We start from the raw sequence: 15,195 nt of genomic DNA, 5'->3' as shown, positions 1-15,195 counted from the left end.
GATGGCCTCCTTCCTGGAGAGATTAGCCGCCCGGGTGGTGGTCGGCGACGGCGCCATCGGCACCATGCTCTATGCCAAGGGGGTGGCGCTGGAGGCGAACTTCGAGCACCTGAACCTGGTCCGTCCCGAGCTGGTGCTGGAACTGCACCGGGAGTACCTCGACGCCGGTGCCGGCGTCATCGAGACCAACACCTTCGGCGCCAACACTGTCAAGCTGTCCGCCATCGGGCTCGGCCACAAGGTGGCGGAGATCAACCGGCAGGGGGCCCGGCTGGCGCGCCAGGCCGCCGGTGGGCGTGATGTGCTGGTGGCCGGCTCGGTGGGGCCCCTCGGGCGCGGCAAGGGGGACCTCTCCAGCGAGGAGGTCCGGGAGGTCTTCAGGGTCCAGACCGCTGCGCTCGCCGAGGGGGGCGTCGATCTCCTGATACTGGAGACCTTTGCCGAGGTGGAGGAGCTGGAGATCGCCGTCTCCGCCGCCAAGGAGACCGCTCTTCCGGTGGTGGCCAATCTTGCCTTTGGCGAGGGGGGGCGGACCGCCGGGGGGATCGAGGCCGAAACCGCGGTGGCGAGACTCGAGGCCGCCGGGGCCGACGTGGTGGGCGCCAACTGCGGCGCCGGCCCCCTGGCCCTATTGGCGACCATCAAGCGGATGGCCGCCGCCACCTCGCTTCCGCTGGCCGCCTACCCGAACAGCGGCTTCCCCGAGTACCTCGAGGGGCGCTACATCTACCGGGCCACCCCCGAGTACTTCGCCGCCATGGCCAGGGAACTGGCCGCGGCCGGCGCCTCGCTGATCGGCGGCTGCTGCGGGACCACCCCGGAGCATATCGCCGCCATGGCCAAAAGCCTCGCGGGTATCGCTCCCGCGCCCCGGACTCCGCGGGTCCCGGCCCCGCCGGCAGCACCCGGGGAAGGGAAGGAGACCGGGGCGGCGGGCTTTCTGGCCGGGTGGGGTAAGCGAAAGGTCATCACCGTCGAGCTCGATCCCCCCAAGGGGCTCGACTGTTCCAAGGTGGTGGAAGGGAGCCGGACCCTCAAGGAGGCCGGCGCCGACGCCATCAATCTGGCCGAGAATCCCCTCGCGCGAGTGCGGATGGGCACCATCGCGCTTGCGTCGCTCGTGCGCAGGGAGGCGGGGATCGAGGTCATCGCCCACATCACCTGCCGCGACCGCAACCTGATCGGGATGCAGTCCGAGCTGATGGGGGCGAGCCTTTTGGGGGTCACCTCCATCCTCGCCGTCACCGGAGACCCCGTCAGCATGGGGGAGGAAGCGGGGGCCTCCTCCGTCTTCGACCTGAACTCCTTCACCCTCATCAAGCTCCTGAGCGACTTGAACCGCGGGGTCAACGCCCAAGGAAACCCGATCGGCTCCGGCTGCGGTTTCACCGTCGGTGCCGCCTTCAACCCCAACGTGCAGAAGATGGAGGTCCAGGTCGGCAGGCTCGTGAAAAAGGTCGCCAACGGTGCCACCTTCGCCCAGACCCAGCCGATCTACGACCTCGCCGTGCTGGAGCGGATGGTCGAGCTGACCGCCGAGGTCGGCATCCCCATCCTCCCCGGGGTGCTCCCGCTGGTAAGCGGACGCAACGCCGAATTTCTTCACAACGAAGTCCCCGGCATCGTCATACCCGACGGGATCCGCGCCCGCATGGCCGGCAAAAGCGGCGAGGAAGGGGTGGCCGAAGGGCTCGCCATCGCGAAAGAGTTCATCGAAGCGGCCATGGACAAGGTCGGCGGCTTCTACCTCATTCCCCCCTTCGGCAAATACCCGATCGCCGTGGAGCTGGTGAGGTTCATCCGGGAACGCTCCGAGAAGGCGTAGGTCGCGTTGAGAAACGAAACGCGACCTCTTGCCAACTGGGCCAGGCCATCGTCGCGTTTCGCGGTAAAGCCGTTCAACACGACCTACGGTCTTGGGGGAGAGGGTGCCCGAAGGGCGGGTGAGGGAGGTGTTTCAAGCCCGGCCGGGTTCAGTAAGATGCGTTTTCATCAGACCTTTGACCTGCATCAATTTAAATACTCATCAAGGAGTAGATTATGAAAAAGGACATCCTGGAGAAGGGCGCGATCATCCAGCGTGACCGGGAAACCTACGCCATCGCTCCCCATTTCCCGGGCGGCTTCACCGACAGTGCGACCCTCCGGAAGATCTGCGACGTGGCCGACAAGTACGGCCTCGCGCTGAAGCTCACCTCCGCGCAGCGGATCATGATGGTGGGTGCCAAGGAAGAGGATCTCGACGCCATCTGGGGCGAGCTGGCCCAACCGCAGGGAGCCCCCATCGGCCTCTGCGTCAGGAGCGTCAAGATCTGCCCCGGCACCACCTGGTGCAAGCGAGGCGTCCAGGATTCCGTTTCCCTCGGGCTGAAGATGGACGCCATCTACCACTCGATGGTGCTCCCCAACAAGATGAAGATGGGGATCTCCGGCTGCCTTCTCGCCTGTGCCGAATGCCACACCAAGGACATCGGCGTGATCGGCACGGCCAAGGGATGGCGGATCGTGGTGGGCGGCAACGGCGGCGTGAGGCCCCGGCTGGCCGATCTCCTGGTCGACGATGTGCAGAGCGAGGAAAAGGTATTGGAGATCGTGGCGCGGGTCGTCGATTTCTACAAGAACGCCAGGAGCGAGCAGCGCCTCGGCAAGACCGTCGAGACGATGGGGATCGAAGCCTTCCGGCGGGCCGTCCTCGGAGAGGCCGGCAGCCAGGCGGCTTCGGTTGATGGGGAGGCTTGAGTGGCGTTAGTACAGGATCAGCTTTTTACCAGGATCAAGAACCGGGTCGGCAAGGCGATCGCCGACTTCGACCTCATCTCCGAAGGTGACCGGATCGCGGTGGCGGTCTCGGGGGGGAAGGATTCCTACTCCCTGCTTCACATCCTGGAGACCCTGCGCAGGCGGGCGCCGGTACGCTACGAGCTGGTGGCGGTCAACATCGACTCCGGCTACCGCGGCTACCGTGCCGACATCATCGAGGAGCATCTCAAGGAGCATGGCTTCACCTATCACATGGAGAAGACCACGCACTACGACATCATCTCCGAGAAAAGGCGCACGAATTCGTCCTACTGCTCGATCTGCGCGCGGCTCAAGCGGGGCACGCTCTACGGGCTGGCCCAGCAGTTAGGCTGCAACAAGCTCGCACTCGGGCACCACATGGACGACTTCATCGAGACCCTGCTCTTGAACCAGTTCTTCGTGGGGAGCCTCAAGGCGATGTCGCCGAGCATGCTGGCCGACAACGGTATCACCACGGTGATCAGGCCCCTGGTCTACGTTCAGGAGCAGGAGATAATCCCGTTCTCGCGCAACAACCGGTTCCCGGTGGTCTGCTGCTGCTGCCCGGTCTGCGGGAAGGCCGATTTGCAGCGAAAGAGGATGAAGGAGTTGCTGGCCACCTTGGAGCGGGAAAATCCCATGGTGAAGAAGAGCCTCTTGAAGGCGCTCTCGAACGTCCATCCGCGCCATTTGCTGGACCGTGGCTTGACCAGGAAATAACCTTCCTGACGAAGATCCTCCACGATGTCCCTTACGGTCAGATACCCGCAGTAAATGACTATCGGCACGGCTGCTACGACCATCGGTTCCATATGAATCCTCCTCCCTTTCGGTAATGTTTAGAGTGTACGGGAGGGGTGCGACAGATTAAGTCGCGGATGCTGGCGTTAATGATTGTTGGGGAGGGACTACTTCAAATGGAAGGTGAAATACATGTCGGATAAGCGGCTTCAACGTGTCAGGTTAATCGTCCAGTGGTCTTTTCTCTTTTTCTCCCTGTACCTCGGGGCGGCTTTCTACCAGTTCGTCCTGCATTTCAGGAGCAACGCACCCTTCGTCGAGCGTCCTGACGGGGTGGAGGCCTTTCTCCCCATCTCCGGCCTGATGAGCCTGAAGGTCTGGATGGTCACCGGGAAGATCACCACCATCCACCCGGCGGCGCTGGTCATGTTCCTGGCCGCCATCCTGGTATCCCTCTTCTTCAAGCGCTCCTTCTGCTCCTGGATCTGTCCGATCTCGACCTTCACCGAGGTGCTCTGGAAGTCGGGGCAGGCGGTCATGACCAGGAACTTTCAGGTCTGGCGCCCGCTCGACTGGCTCCTGCGACCGGTCAAGTACCTACTGATGGCGCTCTTTCTCATCGCCATCCTGGTGGTGATGTCGCCGGAGAACGTCAATTCCTTCCTGGCCGACGATTTCAACAAGATCGCCGACGTGAAGATGCTCGATTTCTTCCTGAATCTGGGCGGCATCGGGCTCTTCGTGATCACCTCCCTCTTCTTCCTCTCCTTCTTCTTCAGGAACCCCTTCTGCCGGTTCCTCTGCCCCTACGGCGCGCTGCTCGGCCTGGTTTCCCGGCTTTCCCCGGTCAAGGTGGAGCGCAACGCCAGCGCCTGCATCTCGTGCGGAGGGTGCAACAAGGCGTGCCCGTCGCACATCGAGGTGATGCAGAAGGAGCGGGTCTGCTCGGAGGAGTGCATCGGTTGCCTGCGCTGCGTGAGCGCCTGCCCGAAACCGGAGGCGCTGAAGCTGAAGGCGCGGGGAGGGAGGGTGGTTCCCGGCGTGGTCTTCGGCGCCCTGGTCGTCGCCGTCTTCGTCGGAAGCAGCCTGGTCGCGAGGGTTGCCGGTCACTGGCACACCTCGGTCACCAGGGGGGAGTACCAGGACCTGATCTACAAGCTCGACAAGTCGAAGCAACCGGAGAGGATCGAGACCTTCCACTGAGGGGCGGACGGTTTAGGACTCATAGAGGACCTATAACAAAAAAAGGGGACGGCGTTGGCCGTCCCCTTTTTTGTCGTCTTTTCCGTTTCTCTTACCCTTCCTCTTCCTCTCCCAGCGCGATGTCGCGGTAGGCGCGGTCCTCTTCGAAGCGCTTGGTCTGGGCCTGCTGCTTCTCGAGGTCCGCCTTGCACTTCACGCAGTGGCGGGCGAAGGGGACGATCTTCAGCCTCCCGATCGGAATCTCCTCTTCACACTCCTCGCAGATGCCGTACTCCCCTTCCTCGAGACGGAGCAGGGCCTCGTCGATATTCTTAAGCTTCTCGCGCTCGCGGTCGCCCAAGAGGAGCCCGAGCTCGCGGTCGCGTTCGCTGGATGCCTGGTCGTAGATGTCGCCGCTCGGCTCGTTGACCGGAACGTCGGAGCCGGACTTCACGGTCTTGTTGATCTCTTTCAGCGTCTCCTCTTTCATCTTGAGGAGCATCGCTTTCATTTCTTCTGGTTTCTCGGTCATATTTGGAATTCACTCCGTTTTAATGGTCGTCGGTCAAAGCGACGCAATAATACAGCAAAGTGGAAAGGTGTCAAGCAAAAGGCGGCTCGATTATCTCACCGATTAAGTCGTAATCCGACGAGTCCGTGATCTTAAGTCGAACGATATCGCCCACATTTGCGTTGCCGGCCGTGATGTAGACCAGTCCGTCAACGTCCGGTGCCTGCCGCGACGAGCGCCCCTTGAGAAGGAGCTCGGTCTCCTCGCTGTATCCCTCCACCAGTACATCCTCTTCACTGTCCACCAGGGTGCGGTTGTGCTTGAAGGAAACCCTGGCCTGGGTGCGCATGAGCTTCTTGTGGCGCTCGCGCTTGACCCGTTCGGAGACCTGCTCCGGCATGTCGGCCGCCGGGGTCCCCTCCTCGCGGGAATAGCAGAAGACCCCGAGGCGGTCGAAACGGGTCTCCTCCACGTACTGCAGAAGCTTCTTGAAGTCGTCGTTGGTCTCGCCTGGGAAGCCGACGATCAGCGAGGTGCGGATGGCGATGTCGGGAATCTCGCTCCTCAGCTTGGCGATCAGGGTGCGGATCTGATCCTCGCTGGAGCGGCGCCCCATCCTCTTGAGTACGGGATCGGCTATGTGCTGGATCGGGAGGTCTAGGTACTTGCAGACCTTCGGCTCGGTCTTGATGAGCTCGATCAGCGAGTCGGTCACCCCGTCCGGATAGGCGTAGAGGAGGCGGATCCACTTGAGCCCTTCCATCTTGGCGAGCTCGCGCACGAGCCCCTCGAGGTTAGGCCGGTCGGCCAGGTCGCGGCCGTAGGCGGTGATGTCCTGGGCGATCAGGTTGAGCTCCTTCACCCCCCCCTCCACGAGCTGCCTCGCCTCGGCGAGGAGCACCGGCAGCGGCCGGGAACGCATGGCGCCGCGCAGGGACGGGATCACGCAGTAGGCGCAGTTGTTGGAGCATCCCTCGGCGATCTTCAGGTAGGCGGTGTAGTGCGGCGAGGACTGCAGGCGCGGAAGCTCGTCGTTGTAGACGAAGTTCGGGTCGCCGGTGTAGCAGAGCTGCCCCTCGGTGTTCCGCTTCTCCGCCACGATCTCGGCGATGCGGGGGTAGTCCCCGGTGCCGATGAAGACGTCTACCTCGGGGAGCTCCTTGGCCAGCTCCTCCTGGTAGCGCTGCGGGAGGCAGCCGGTCACGATCAGCATGTGGCAGCGGGCGTCGTGCTTGCGGTCGGCCAGGTCCAGGATGGTGTCGATGCTCTCCTGCTTGGCCTCCTTGATGAAGGAACAGGTGTTGACGATGATGATGTCGGCCTGGGTTTCGTCGGTGGTGATCTCGTACTCGTCCTTGGAGAGGTAGCCGAGCATCACCTCGGCGTCCACCAGGTTCTTGGGGCAGCCCAGGCTCACCAGGCTCACTTTTTCTTTGGTTTTGGTGCTCAAACTCTAGCTCCTGAAGTTTACGAACTGCATGTCGATGTCGAGGTCCTTGGCCTTCAGGGTCTTGATGACCTCCTGCAGGTCGTCGATGTTCTTGCCGGTGACCCGGACCTGGTCGTCCTGGATCTGGCTCTGGACCTTCAGCTTGGTCTCCTTGATGATCTGGCCGATCTCCTTGGCCTTCTCCTTGGGGATGCCGACCTGGAGGGTGATCATCTGGCGCACCATCCCGCCGGAGGCCGCCTCGGCCTTCTCGTACTGAAGCGCCTTGGGGGAGATGTTCCTTTTTACGAACTTGGACTGGAGGATGTCGATGATGGCCTTCAGCTTGAAGTCGTCGTCGGCCAGCACCTTGATCGCGTCCTTCTCCAGGGTCACCTCGCTCTTGGTCCCCTTGAAGTCGTAACGCTGGGCGATCTCCTTGACGGCCTGGTTGACGGCGTTGTCGACCTCCTGCATGTCTACCTTGGATACGATGTCGAATGACGGCATATGGAAATCCTCCTGAAAATCAAGTTCTATGTTCTACGTTCTAGGTTGACACCCTCCAACTCCCAAGGATTTCACTTGGAACGTAGAACTGCTTCACAACATGTTTAGCCGTTTATCGGCCCTTCACCACCTCGACCCCGGCGGGGACCTTGAAGTTGAAGCGGCCGGCGTCGATCCCCCGGTTGGCCCGGACTCCGCTGTACTCCATCCTGGTCACGTTGCCCGCGTGGTCGGTCACCGTCGAGGCCAGCACCGGGAAGGGGGTGCTCGCCTCCCCGCGGGAGACCATGGACTCCACCGCTGAGCCGTCGATTACCAGCTGGAGCTTGGCCATGGCCGGGTTCTTGCTCTTCGGGGTGAGCTCCAGGACGTAGTTCCCTTTCCGGTCGCGCGGCTCCTTGGCGAAGGTGATGTCGAAATCCTTGGAGACGTGGCCGAGCCCGGTCAGGTAGTTCATGGCGACCCCGTTGCCGTCCCTGAAGAGCTGGGCCAGGTCCATCACCATCACCTGCTTCTGGTCGGGAAGGTAGTACCAGACCTTCTTCCCGTTGGAGACGATCTGCTGCTTGGGCTTCGTGTAATCGAAGCGGAACATGGCGTCCTTGCCGGCTCCCTTCTTGATGTAGAGCTCGCCTCCCCCCTTCTCCTCGCGCTTCATGGCCTTGATGGTGGTCCTCTGGCTGAAGTCGGCCTTCAGGTCGTGCAGGGATGCGTACCCCTGCTCCAGGGTGCGTACCACCTGGGAGAGGTCGGCAGCCAGCGAGAGGGTGCTCCCCATCAACAGGATGAGCAGGGAAAGGGTCACGGTCTTGGCGATTTTCATAGGCCACCTCTCAAAAGATGTAAAGGCGACCTGTGCGCTGTCGCCTTCGTGATGGAACTCCTGTTTGGCGTGAACGGCAGCGGGGATTTCCCGTTGCCGCTTCCACAAGCTTGACCGGAAATTCTGCCACACAACCGGAAAGCGCGCAAGGCATTTGTGGCGGCGGGAGGGGAGCGCCTGGGCGGGGTCACCGGGCTCCGAGACCGGCGACGATGGCGGCGAGGGACTCCTCGGCGGGCATCAGGAAGAGGCTTCCGCCGCAGAGCGCCTCGGAGATGGAGAAGACGGTGTCGACCATCACCACCGGCTCCTGGCGGCCGTCCTGGCTCACCATCTCCCCGATGATGGACCCGGCCTCGCCGGAGATGAGGGTGGGGATGGAGGGGAGCAGGGTCATCTTCAGCATGTTACCGAGCGCGTTGAGGCAGGCGGAGGCGAGGATGTTGCCGATCTCCTTCAAGGTGGAGACCTCGAGATCCGACAGGATTTCCTTCCCCTGGTAGTCCCTGCCGAGCAAAAGCTCCAGCATCCGGCGGGCGTCCCGCTCCCTGAGCAGCACGAGGATGCCCCCCCGCACGTTGCCCAGGATCTGCAGGGAGAGCCCCAAAACCGGCTCGGCTTCCATGACGCCGGGGACCGCGGCGCTCTCCACGAGCTGCAGGCGCGGCGCCTCGATGTCGACCCCCTTTCCCATCAGCTGGCTCAGGGCGGTGGCGGCATGACCCATGCCGATGTTGCATGCCTCGGTCAACGTGTCCAGTTCGGCAGGCTTGAGGGTGGGCATCGTCTCTCTCCGGGACCGGGCGTCAGAGCAGGTCCGCCAGGTCTAGAATGGTTACCAGTTCCCCGTCGCCGAGGATGGCCCCGCCGGCCAGGCCGACCAGCTTGGAAAGGGGCCTCCCCAGCGGTTTCACGTAGAGCTCGTGCTGGCCGTGCATCCGGTCCACCACGATCCCCACCCGTCGCCCCTTGGCCTCGGTGACGAACAGCGGCACGATCCCGCTCGGAAAGCGCCCCAGCGGAAGCCCGAGCACGCGGTTGAGGCTCAGGAGCTGGACCGGCTCCTCGTCGAGGTAGAAGATCTGGCGCTTGCCGGTCGTTTCGACCTGGTCGCGCCGCAGCTCGACCGTACGGTGCACGGAGGTCACCGGCACCCCGACCTTCAAGGGGCCGCACTGGACGATGAGGGCGTGGATGATGGCGATGGTCATCGGCAGCCTCAGGGTGAAGCTGCTCCCCTTGCCCGGCTCAGACTCGATGATGAGGGTCCCCCCCATCTTCTGCACCGAGGCGTTGACGGCGTCCATCCCGACCCCGCGGCCGGAGACCTCGGTCACCTCCCTGGCGGTCGAGAAGCCGGGGATGCAGGAGAGCATCAGCGCCTGGCGGGGGGAGAGGCGCTCCGCCTCGTCCCGGGTGATCACCCCCTTGGCGAGCGCCGCCTCGATCATCCGCTGCGGGTCCATCCCGCGGCCGTCGTCCGTCACCGTGATGAGCACCCGGTCGCGGTCACGGGAGACCGCCAGTTTTATGAGTCCTTTGGCCGGCTTGCCGGCCGCCAGCCGCTCCGCGGTACTCTCGAGGCCGTGGTCCACGGCGTTTCTCAAGATGTGGTTCAGCGGGTCGATCAGCTGCTCGAGGATGCCGCGGTCCAGGCCGATCTCGCGCCCCTCCAGCTCGAAGTGGAGTTCCTTGCCGACCCCCTTGGCGAGCGAGCGGACCGAGCGCTGGAAGCGGTCGCAGATGATCTCAAACGGCATCAGGCGCACCTTCATGACCTCGTCGTGCAGGGAGCGCAGGAGCTTGCCGTTTTCGGAGATGGCGTCGTCGAGCTCGGAGGAGCCCAACTCGCGGCCGATGTTCAACAGCCGGTGCTTGTTGGTGATCAGCTCGCCGGTCAGGTTGATCAGGTGGTCGAGGAGCTCGGTCCTCACCCGCACGGTGATCAGCTCCCCGGCGGGCTCACGTTCGGCCGGCGGGGCGGCCAGTGGGGCGGCCAGTGGGGCGGCCAGTGGGGCGGCCAGTGGGGCGGCCAGTGGGGCGGCTGGCGTGCGCGGCGGCTCAGGCGCCGCTGGGGGGGGGTGCCCGGGCCGGGAGGGCGCCTCGCCCGGGGGCTCCCCCTCCGGGGCCGGGGGCGGCGTTTCCTGCCCCGGCTGGTAGCTCCGCACCCTGGTAGGGAAATCTCCCACCATCCTGCGCGGCGCGAGGTCGGCGGCCACGTCGTTCAAGAGCCCGTCGATAAGGTCGGTCCCCTCCAGCAGGAGATCGGCGATCCCCGCGTCGAAGGGAAGACCTCGGTCGCGGACCTTGATCATCAGGTCCTCCATCCCGTGGGCCACCTCCACCACGTCCTGGTACTCCATGGAAGCGGCCATCCCCTTGAGCGAATGGGCAGCCCTGAAGAGCCCGTCGATGGAGGCGCGGTCGGAGGGGGATTCCTCCAGCGCCACCACCTGGTTGCCGATGTTCTTCAGGTACTCCCTCGCCTCGGAGAGGAAGAGATTTCGGTACTGCGACATGTCCATGGAATCAGCCTTCGACCACTTCCCTGACTACCCGGGCCACCAGCTCGGGGTTGAACGGCTTGACGATGAATGCCTTGGCGCCGGCCTCGGTGGCCGAGGCGGTGAGGGTCTCCTGTCCCATGGCGGAGCACATGACGACCTTGGCTGCCGGGTCGATGGTCATGATCTCCCTCAGGGCGTCGATGCCGGTCTTGTTGGGCATCACGATGTCGAGCGTGGTGACGTCCGGACGGCAGTCGCGGAACTTCGTCACCGCCTCGTCGCCGTCGGCAGCCTCCGCCGCCACCTCGAATCCCTCCCCTTCCAGGATGTCGCGGAGCATCTTCCGCATGAAGAGCGAGTCGTCCACTATCATGACCGTCTTGGCCATCTACTACCTCCCTCCGTTGTTACGAATTCTTTTTGAGCCCCTGTTCCAGGCTGTCCACCAGGCGATCCACCGCGAGCAGGCGGAAGCTCCCCTGCTCAGTCTCGATCATGCCGGCGACGATCGGGTCCCCCTCCACCGGCGAGGCCCCCAGGATGGCGCCGGCCGGCAGGATCGAGCGGACCCCGTCCACCAGCAGGGCCAGGTGGGCGATCTTGGTGTCCAGTACCAGCACCTTCCCGTGCTTCCCGCCCCCTTCCCGGCCGATGAAACGCTCGAGGTCGACCAGGGCGGTGAGGTTCCCGTGGAAGTTGATCAGTCCCACGAAGTGGCGCGGGGCCCGGGGGAACGGGTAGCTCGCCTGGAGCTCCATCACCTCGCAGACCTCGTGCAGCGGGAAGGCGAACTTTTCGCCCCCCGCGCTGAAAAGGAGCAGCCGCTCCTCCATCACGGCGCGACCTCTTGGGCGGCTTCCTGCGGCTCCTCATCGAGGTTCAGGAGTGCGTCGGGCTCCCCGGCCAGCTGGAATTTCTCCACCGACCGCAAAAGCGACTCGGCCAGCTTGGCGAGTTCCTGGGTCTGGTAGACCATCTCCTGCATGGCGGCCGACTGCTCCTCGGTGGCCGCCGAGACCTCCTGGGTGGAGGCCGCGTTGTCCTCGGCGACCTTGGCGATCTCGTCGATCATGGAGACCATCTTGCCGGCGCCGTCGGTCTGCATCTGGGAGAGGTCGGCGATGGAGTTGGCCTTCCTCTCGGTCTCGATGACGGTGGCGAGGATCTGCTTGAAGGCGTCGCCGGTGGTGTCGATGTTCTTCTTGCCGGCCACCACGTTGCGGGAGCTCTCGGTGATGGTCTCCTGCAGCTTGTGGCTCTCCACCTTCACGAGGTCGATCATGTCGAGGATCTCGGTGGCGCTCTTGGCGCTGCCGTCGGCGAGCTTCCTGACCTCTTCGGCCACCACGCCGAATCCCTTGCCGTACTCGCCGGCGCGGGCCGCCTCGATGGAGGCGTTCAAGGCGAGGAGGTTGGTCTGGCGGGCCATCTCCACGATGAAGTCGGCGATCTTGCCCACCTGCTGGAGCTTGCCGTTTAGGTCCATGAACTGGAGGCTGATCAGCTCGACCGAGTCGAAGAAGCTCTTCATCCGCTCCAGGGAGTCGTTGGCGAGCTCCTCGCCCCGCTGGGCGGTGAAGCTCGTGTCGCGGGCCGCCTTGGCGGTCTCCTTGGCGCGGCGGGCGACCAGGTCGACCGAGATCGCCATCTCGTGGATCACCTTGGAGCTCTTGGTGACCATCTCCGCCTGGTTCTCGGCGCCGCGGGAGATCTGCTCGATGGCCTGGGCCACCTCCTCGGTGGAGGCGTTGATCTGCAGCGCGGTGGAGGAGAGGGTGCGGGAGGATTCCGAGACCCGCTCGGAGGTCCCCCTGATCTTGCGGACCAGGATCCTCAGGCTCTCCACCATGGTGTTGATGGAGACCGCCATGTCGTGCGTCTCGTCGGGAAAGCGGGGCTGGCCGACCGGCACGTCCCGGGAGAGGTCCCCCTTGCTGATGGCGTCGGTGGCCCTGCGCAGAAGCGAGATGTTCTTGGTGAAGCTTTTCGAGAAGAAGGAGCCGAGGAGCAGGCCGATGGTGAGCGCCACCGTGTAGGTGAGGAGTTGGGTGACCGGTGGGGAGTAGCCGAGACCGCCGACCCAGGAGGGGACGAAGGCGGTGCTTGCCACCACGGCCAGGAATCCGAGGATGAATTTGTAGCCGATCTGGATGTACATATTGCCATGCTCCTTTTTCTGGAAAGCTTTTGCGAGCTAGAGAACCCGGTAGATCCTCTCCACCGGGCAGACGGTCCGGAAGCGACGGCGGACCGAGCCGAAAATGGTCTCGGACTTGCCGAGCACCAGCACCCCGCCGGGCCCCAGGGCGTCGGCGAAACGGTTGAGGATGGCTTCCTGCCTTCCCCGTTCGAAGTAGATGAGCACGTTGCGGCAGAGGATGAGGTCGCTCTCCGGGCAGACCACGTCGTCGTTCAGGTCGGCCTGGTAGAAGGTGACCAGCGAGCGGATCTCCTCGGAGAGCTCGTACTGCGCCCCCCGCCCGGTGAACCAGCGGGCGAGCCGCTCGGCAGAGAGCTGGTTCAGCCGGTCCGGGTGGAAGAGCCCGGTGCGGGCCGCCGCGAGCACCCCCTGGTCCACGTCGCATCCCCTCAACTGGAAGAGCCCCCGGTCGAGCTCGCCGGCGAAACGCTCGGCCAGCAGGATGGCCATCCCGTACGGTTCCTCCCCGGCGGCGCATCCCACCGACAGTATCCGCACCGGCTCGGGGGCGCGGCGCGCCAGGAGCTCGGGGAGGGTCTCGGCGGCAAGTTTCTCGAAGGTGCTGGGATTCCTGAAGAAATGGGAGACGTGGATGGTGAGGGTACGGAGCAGCCTTTCCTGCTCGGCGGGGTCTTCGGTCAATAGGGCGCTGTAGGCCTCGACCGAAGGGGATTCGGTGGCCCTGACCCGGATGTTGATGCGCCTTTTGACGCACTGATCCTTGTACCCGTCCAGGCTGAACCCTGAGCGGGCCTTGAGGATACGGCCGATGATCTCGAAGGTTTCCGGCGGTATCTCGGGTTCGCGGGAGGCCAAGAGCTCACTCAGCATGGGGTGCCGGTGGCCAGGGCCGCCTGCCCGGCACCTCGGGACATGGGGGACATCTGAAACCTCTGCCGATTCGATAATTAAAAACGCAACTTAAATGAAGTTCCCATAACACAGGTCCGCGGGAAAAGTCAATGAACTCCCGCGCCTTCGAGGGCTCATGAGACGATCAGGTCGTGTCAGCGCACTCGCCTCCAGGGAGATTTCCCTCACCCTCCCCCCTTGTATAGTCATCCCCTCTCCCGGTGGGAGAGGGGGGAGCCGTTGGTAGCTTAAGGGAAGCCGCCCGGTGCCCTTGTCCCCAGAGGTGAAAGTAAAAAAAGCCCCGCCGGGTGGCGGGGCCTTTTTGCCTCAGGAGGCGAGGTACTGGGCGATCTTGTCGGTCAGGGTGCCGTAGATCCTGCGGCACTCCGCCTCGTCGCGCTCCAAAAGGGTGACGCGGAAACCCTGCAGCCCGGTGTTGAAGGAGGAGAGCGGCACCACGCAGATGCCGGTGTGGGCCAGCACGTAGTAGACGAAGCGCTTGTCGGGGGCGACCCCCGGGGCGTTCACGATGTTCTCCACCAGCTCCCGCACCTCGGCGTTCTCGATGGGAAGCGTCTGGGTGTTGTTCAAGACCCCCTCCTTGAAGGGGACCGCCATGTAGAAGGCGCCGTTGGTCCGGTTCACCGAAAGCGACGGGATCTTCTTCAGGGCGTCGTAGGTGATGTTGCTCATCTTCTGGTAGCGCTCGATCCGCTCGTTCAGGTAGAGCTGGTAGTTTTCGTGCTTCATGATGGTCGGCAGGCAGCGCTGGGGGAGCGTGGTCGAGCAGACCTCGTTCATCTTGGTGGAGAGGATCGAGTTGACGAACTTCTTGAAGCGCGGGTCGCGGTCGCCGTTGTAGACCTCGATCCAGCCGCAGCGGGAGCCGGGCCACGGGAGCTCCTTGGAGATCCCCTTCATGGCGATGGCGGGGACGTCCCCGATCACGTCGGAGATGGGGACCGTGGTCTCGCCGTTGTAGACGATGTTGCCGTAGACCTCGTCGGCGATGATGAAGAGGTCGTAGGTGCGGGCGATCTCGACGATCTTTCTGAGCACCTCCGGGGGGTAGACCATGCCGGTCGGGTTGTCCGGGTTGATGATCATGATGCCGGCGATCTGGGGGTTGTACTTGACGTGGCACTCCAGGTCTTCCATGTCCGGGTACCAGTTGTCCTCGGGCTTGAGACGGTAGCAGACCGGGCTCGCGTTGGCGTGGGCGGCCTCACCGATGGAGTGGGTGGTGTAGGTCGGCGACGGCATCAGCACGCGGCTCTCCGGGCGGAGGTTGCCGTAGACCTTGGCGATGGCGTCCCCCAGGCCGTTGAAGAAGATGATGTCGTCCGGGGTGATCTGCGCCCCCCCCCGCTTGTTGGTGAGCTCGCACAGGAACTCGCGGGTCTCCAGCACGCCGCGGGTCGGGCAGTAGGCGTAGGTCTCGTCCTCCATGGCCGCGCCCGCCACGATCTCCTTCATCCAGGTCGGGATCTGTTCCCCCTTGACGATCGGGTCGCCGATGTTCTCCCAGTTGATCTTCACGCCGAAGCGTTGCACCTTCTCGGCCACGGTGACGATGTTTCGGATCTCGTAGGTCAGTTCTCCCGCGCCGGGAGTGACTATCTCGTTGCGCATCTCTTTCCCCCTCAAGGCACCCTTGCT

General features: G+C 63.9%; 15 protein-coding genes. 4 read left to right on the top strand and 11 right to left on the bottom strand.

Annotated elements, in window-relative coordinates:
• The first annotated feature begins 1 nt into the window (after position 1).
• The 4 genes from ACYVL5_RS00650 to ACYVL5_RS00635 all read left to right on the top strand — a co-directional run bounded on the left by ACYVL5_RS00650 (position 2) and on the right by ACYVL5_RS00635 (position 4,725).
• Positions 2-1,825: a bifunctional homocysteine S-methyltransferase/methylenetetrahydrofolate reductase gene (locus ACYVL5_RS00650; RefSeq protein WP_460593611.1), complete on the top strand. Its 1,824-nt coding sequence runs from the start codon at positions 2-4 to the stop codon at positions 1,823-1,825.
• Positions 1,826-2,040: 215 nt separating this feature from the next.
• Positions 2,041-2,739 (top strand): nitrite/sulfite reductase domain-containing protein, encoded by a 699-nt coding sequence (locus ACYVL5_RS00645; RefSeq protein WP_460593610.1) that lies wholly within the window; start codon positions 2,041-2,043, stop codon positions 2,737-2,739.
• On the top strand, positions 2,740-3,501 hold the full coding sequence (gene ttcA / locus ACYVL5_RS00640; RefSeq protein WP_460593609.1) for a tRNA 2-thiocytidine(32) synthetase TtcA: 762 nt from the start codon (positions 2,740-2,742) through the stop codon (positions 3,499-3,501). It begins immediately after the preceding gene.
• A gap of 213 nt (positions 3,502-3,714) precedes the next feature.
• The gene (locus ACYVL5_RS00635) at positions 3,715-4,725 is read left to right on the top strand and encodes a 4Fe-4S binding protein (RefSeq protein WP_460593608.1); all 1,011 of its coding nucleotides are present in this window, start codon (positions 3,715-3,717) and stop codon (positions 4,723-4,725) included.
• Between the two features lie 91 nt (positions 4,726-4,816).
• On the opposite strand, the gene ACYVL5_RS00630 is transcribed toward ACYVL5_RS00635, so the two are convergent.
• From ACYVL5_RS00630 to ACYVL5_RS00580, 11 genes are all read right to left on the bottom strand, one after another.
• Entirely contained in the window at positions 4,817-5,236 is a 420-nt protein-coding gene (locus ACYVL5_RS00630; protein ID WP_250677831.1) for a TraR/DksA family transcriptional regulator, read from the bottom strand.
• A gap of 70 nt (positions 5,237-5,306) precedes the next feature.
• Positions 5,307-6,665, bottom strand: a complete 1,359-nt coding sequence (gene rimO / locus ACYVL5_RS00625; protein WP_460593607.1) for a MiaB/RimO family radical SAM methylthiotransferase — start codon at positions 6,663-6,665, stop codon at positions 5,307-5,309.
• A 3-nt stretch (positions 6,666-6,668) separates the two neighbouring features.
• Positions 6,669-7,154, bottom strand: coding sequence for a YajQ family nucleotide-binding protein (locus tag ACYVL5_RS00620; protein WP_460593606.1), 486 nt, complete (start codon positions 7,152-7,154; stop codon positions 6,669-6,671).
• Positions 7,155-7,266: 112 nt separating this feature from the next.
• Positions 7,267-7,977, bottom strand: coding sequence for a LolA family protein (locus ACYVL5_RS00615; RefSeq protein ID WP_460593605.1), 711 nt, complete (start codon positions 7,975-7,977; stop codon positions 7,267-7,269).
• Between the two features lie 187 nt (positions 7,978-8,164).
• Positions 8,165-8,761 (bottom strand): chemotaxis protein CheC, encoded by a 597-nt coding sequence (locus ACYVL5_RS00610; protein WP_460593604.1) that lies wholly within the window; start codon positions 8,759-8,761, stop codon positions 8,165-8,167.
• Positions 8,762-8,783: 22 nt separating this feature from the next.
• Positions 8,784-10,502 carry a chemotaxis protein CheA gene (locus tag ACYVL5_RS00605; protein ID WP_460593603.1) on the bottom strand — a complete coding sequence of 573 codons (1,719 nt, stop codon included), beginning with the start codon at positions 10,500-10,502 and terminating at the stop codon, positions 8,784-8,786.
• 4 nt (positions 10,503-10,506) lie between these two features.
• Positions 10,507-10,872: a response regulator gene (locus ACYVL5_RS00600; RefSeq protein WP_460593602.1), complete on the bottom strand. Its 366-nt coding sequence runs from the start codon at positions 10,870-10,872 to the stop codon at positions 10,507-10,509.
• A gap of 19 nt (positions 10,873-10,891) precedes the next feature.
• Positions 10,892-11,317: a chemotaxis protein CheW gene (locus tag ACYVL5_RS00595; protein WP_460593601.1), complete on the bottom strand. Its 426-nt coding sequence runs from the start codon at positions 11,315-11,317 to the stop codon at positions 10,892-10,894.
• Positions 11,317-12,642: a methyl-accepting chemotaxis protein gene (locus tag ACYVL5_RS00590; RefSeq protein WP_460593600.1), complete on the bottom strand. Its 1,326-nt coding sequence runs from the start codon at positions 12,640-12,642 to the stop codon at positions 11,317-11,319. Before ACYVL5_RS00590 ends, ACYVL5_RS00595 begins: the two co-directional genes overlap by 1 nt.
• Positions 12,643-12,678: 36 nt before the next feature.
• Positions 12,679-13,515 carry a CheR family methyltransferase gene (locus tag ACYVL5_RS00585; RefSeq protein ID WP_460593599.1) on the bottom strand — a complete coding sequence of 279 codons (837 nt, stop codon included), beginning with the start codon at positions 13,513-13,515 and terminating at the stop codon, positions 12,679-12,681.
• A 348-nt stretch (positions 13,516-13,863) separates the two neighbouring features.
• A complete protein-coding gene (locus tag ACYVL5_RS00580) occupies positions 13,864-15,168 on the bottom strand; it encodes a pyridoxal phosphate-dependent aminotransferase (protein ID WP_460593598.1) in 1,305 nt (434 codons plus the stop codon).
• Between the last annotated feature and the right edge of the window lie 27 nt (positions 15,169-15,195).

It is taken from the genome of Geomonas sp. Red276 (assembly GCF_054784495.1).
This window is presented reverse-complemented; position numbering and strand designations above follow the sequence as displayed.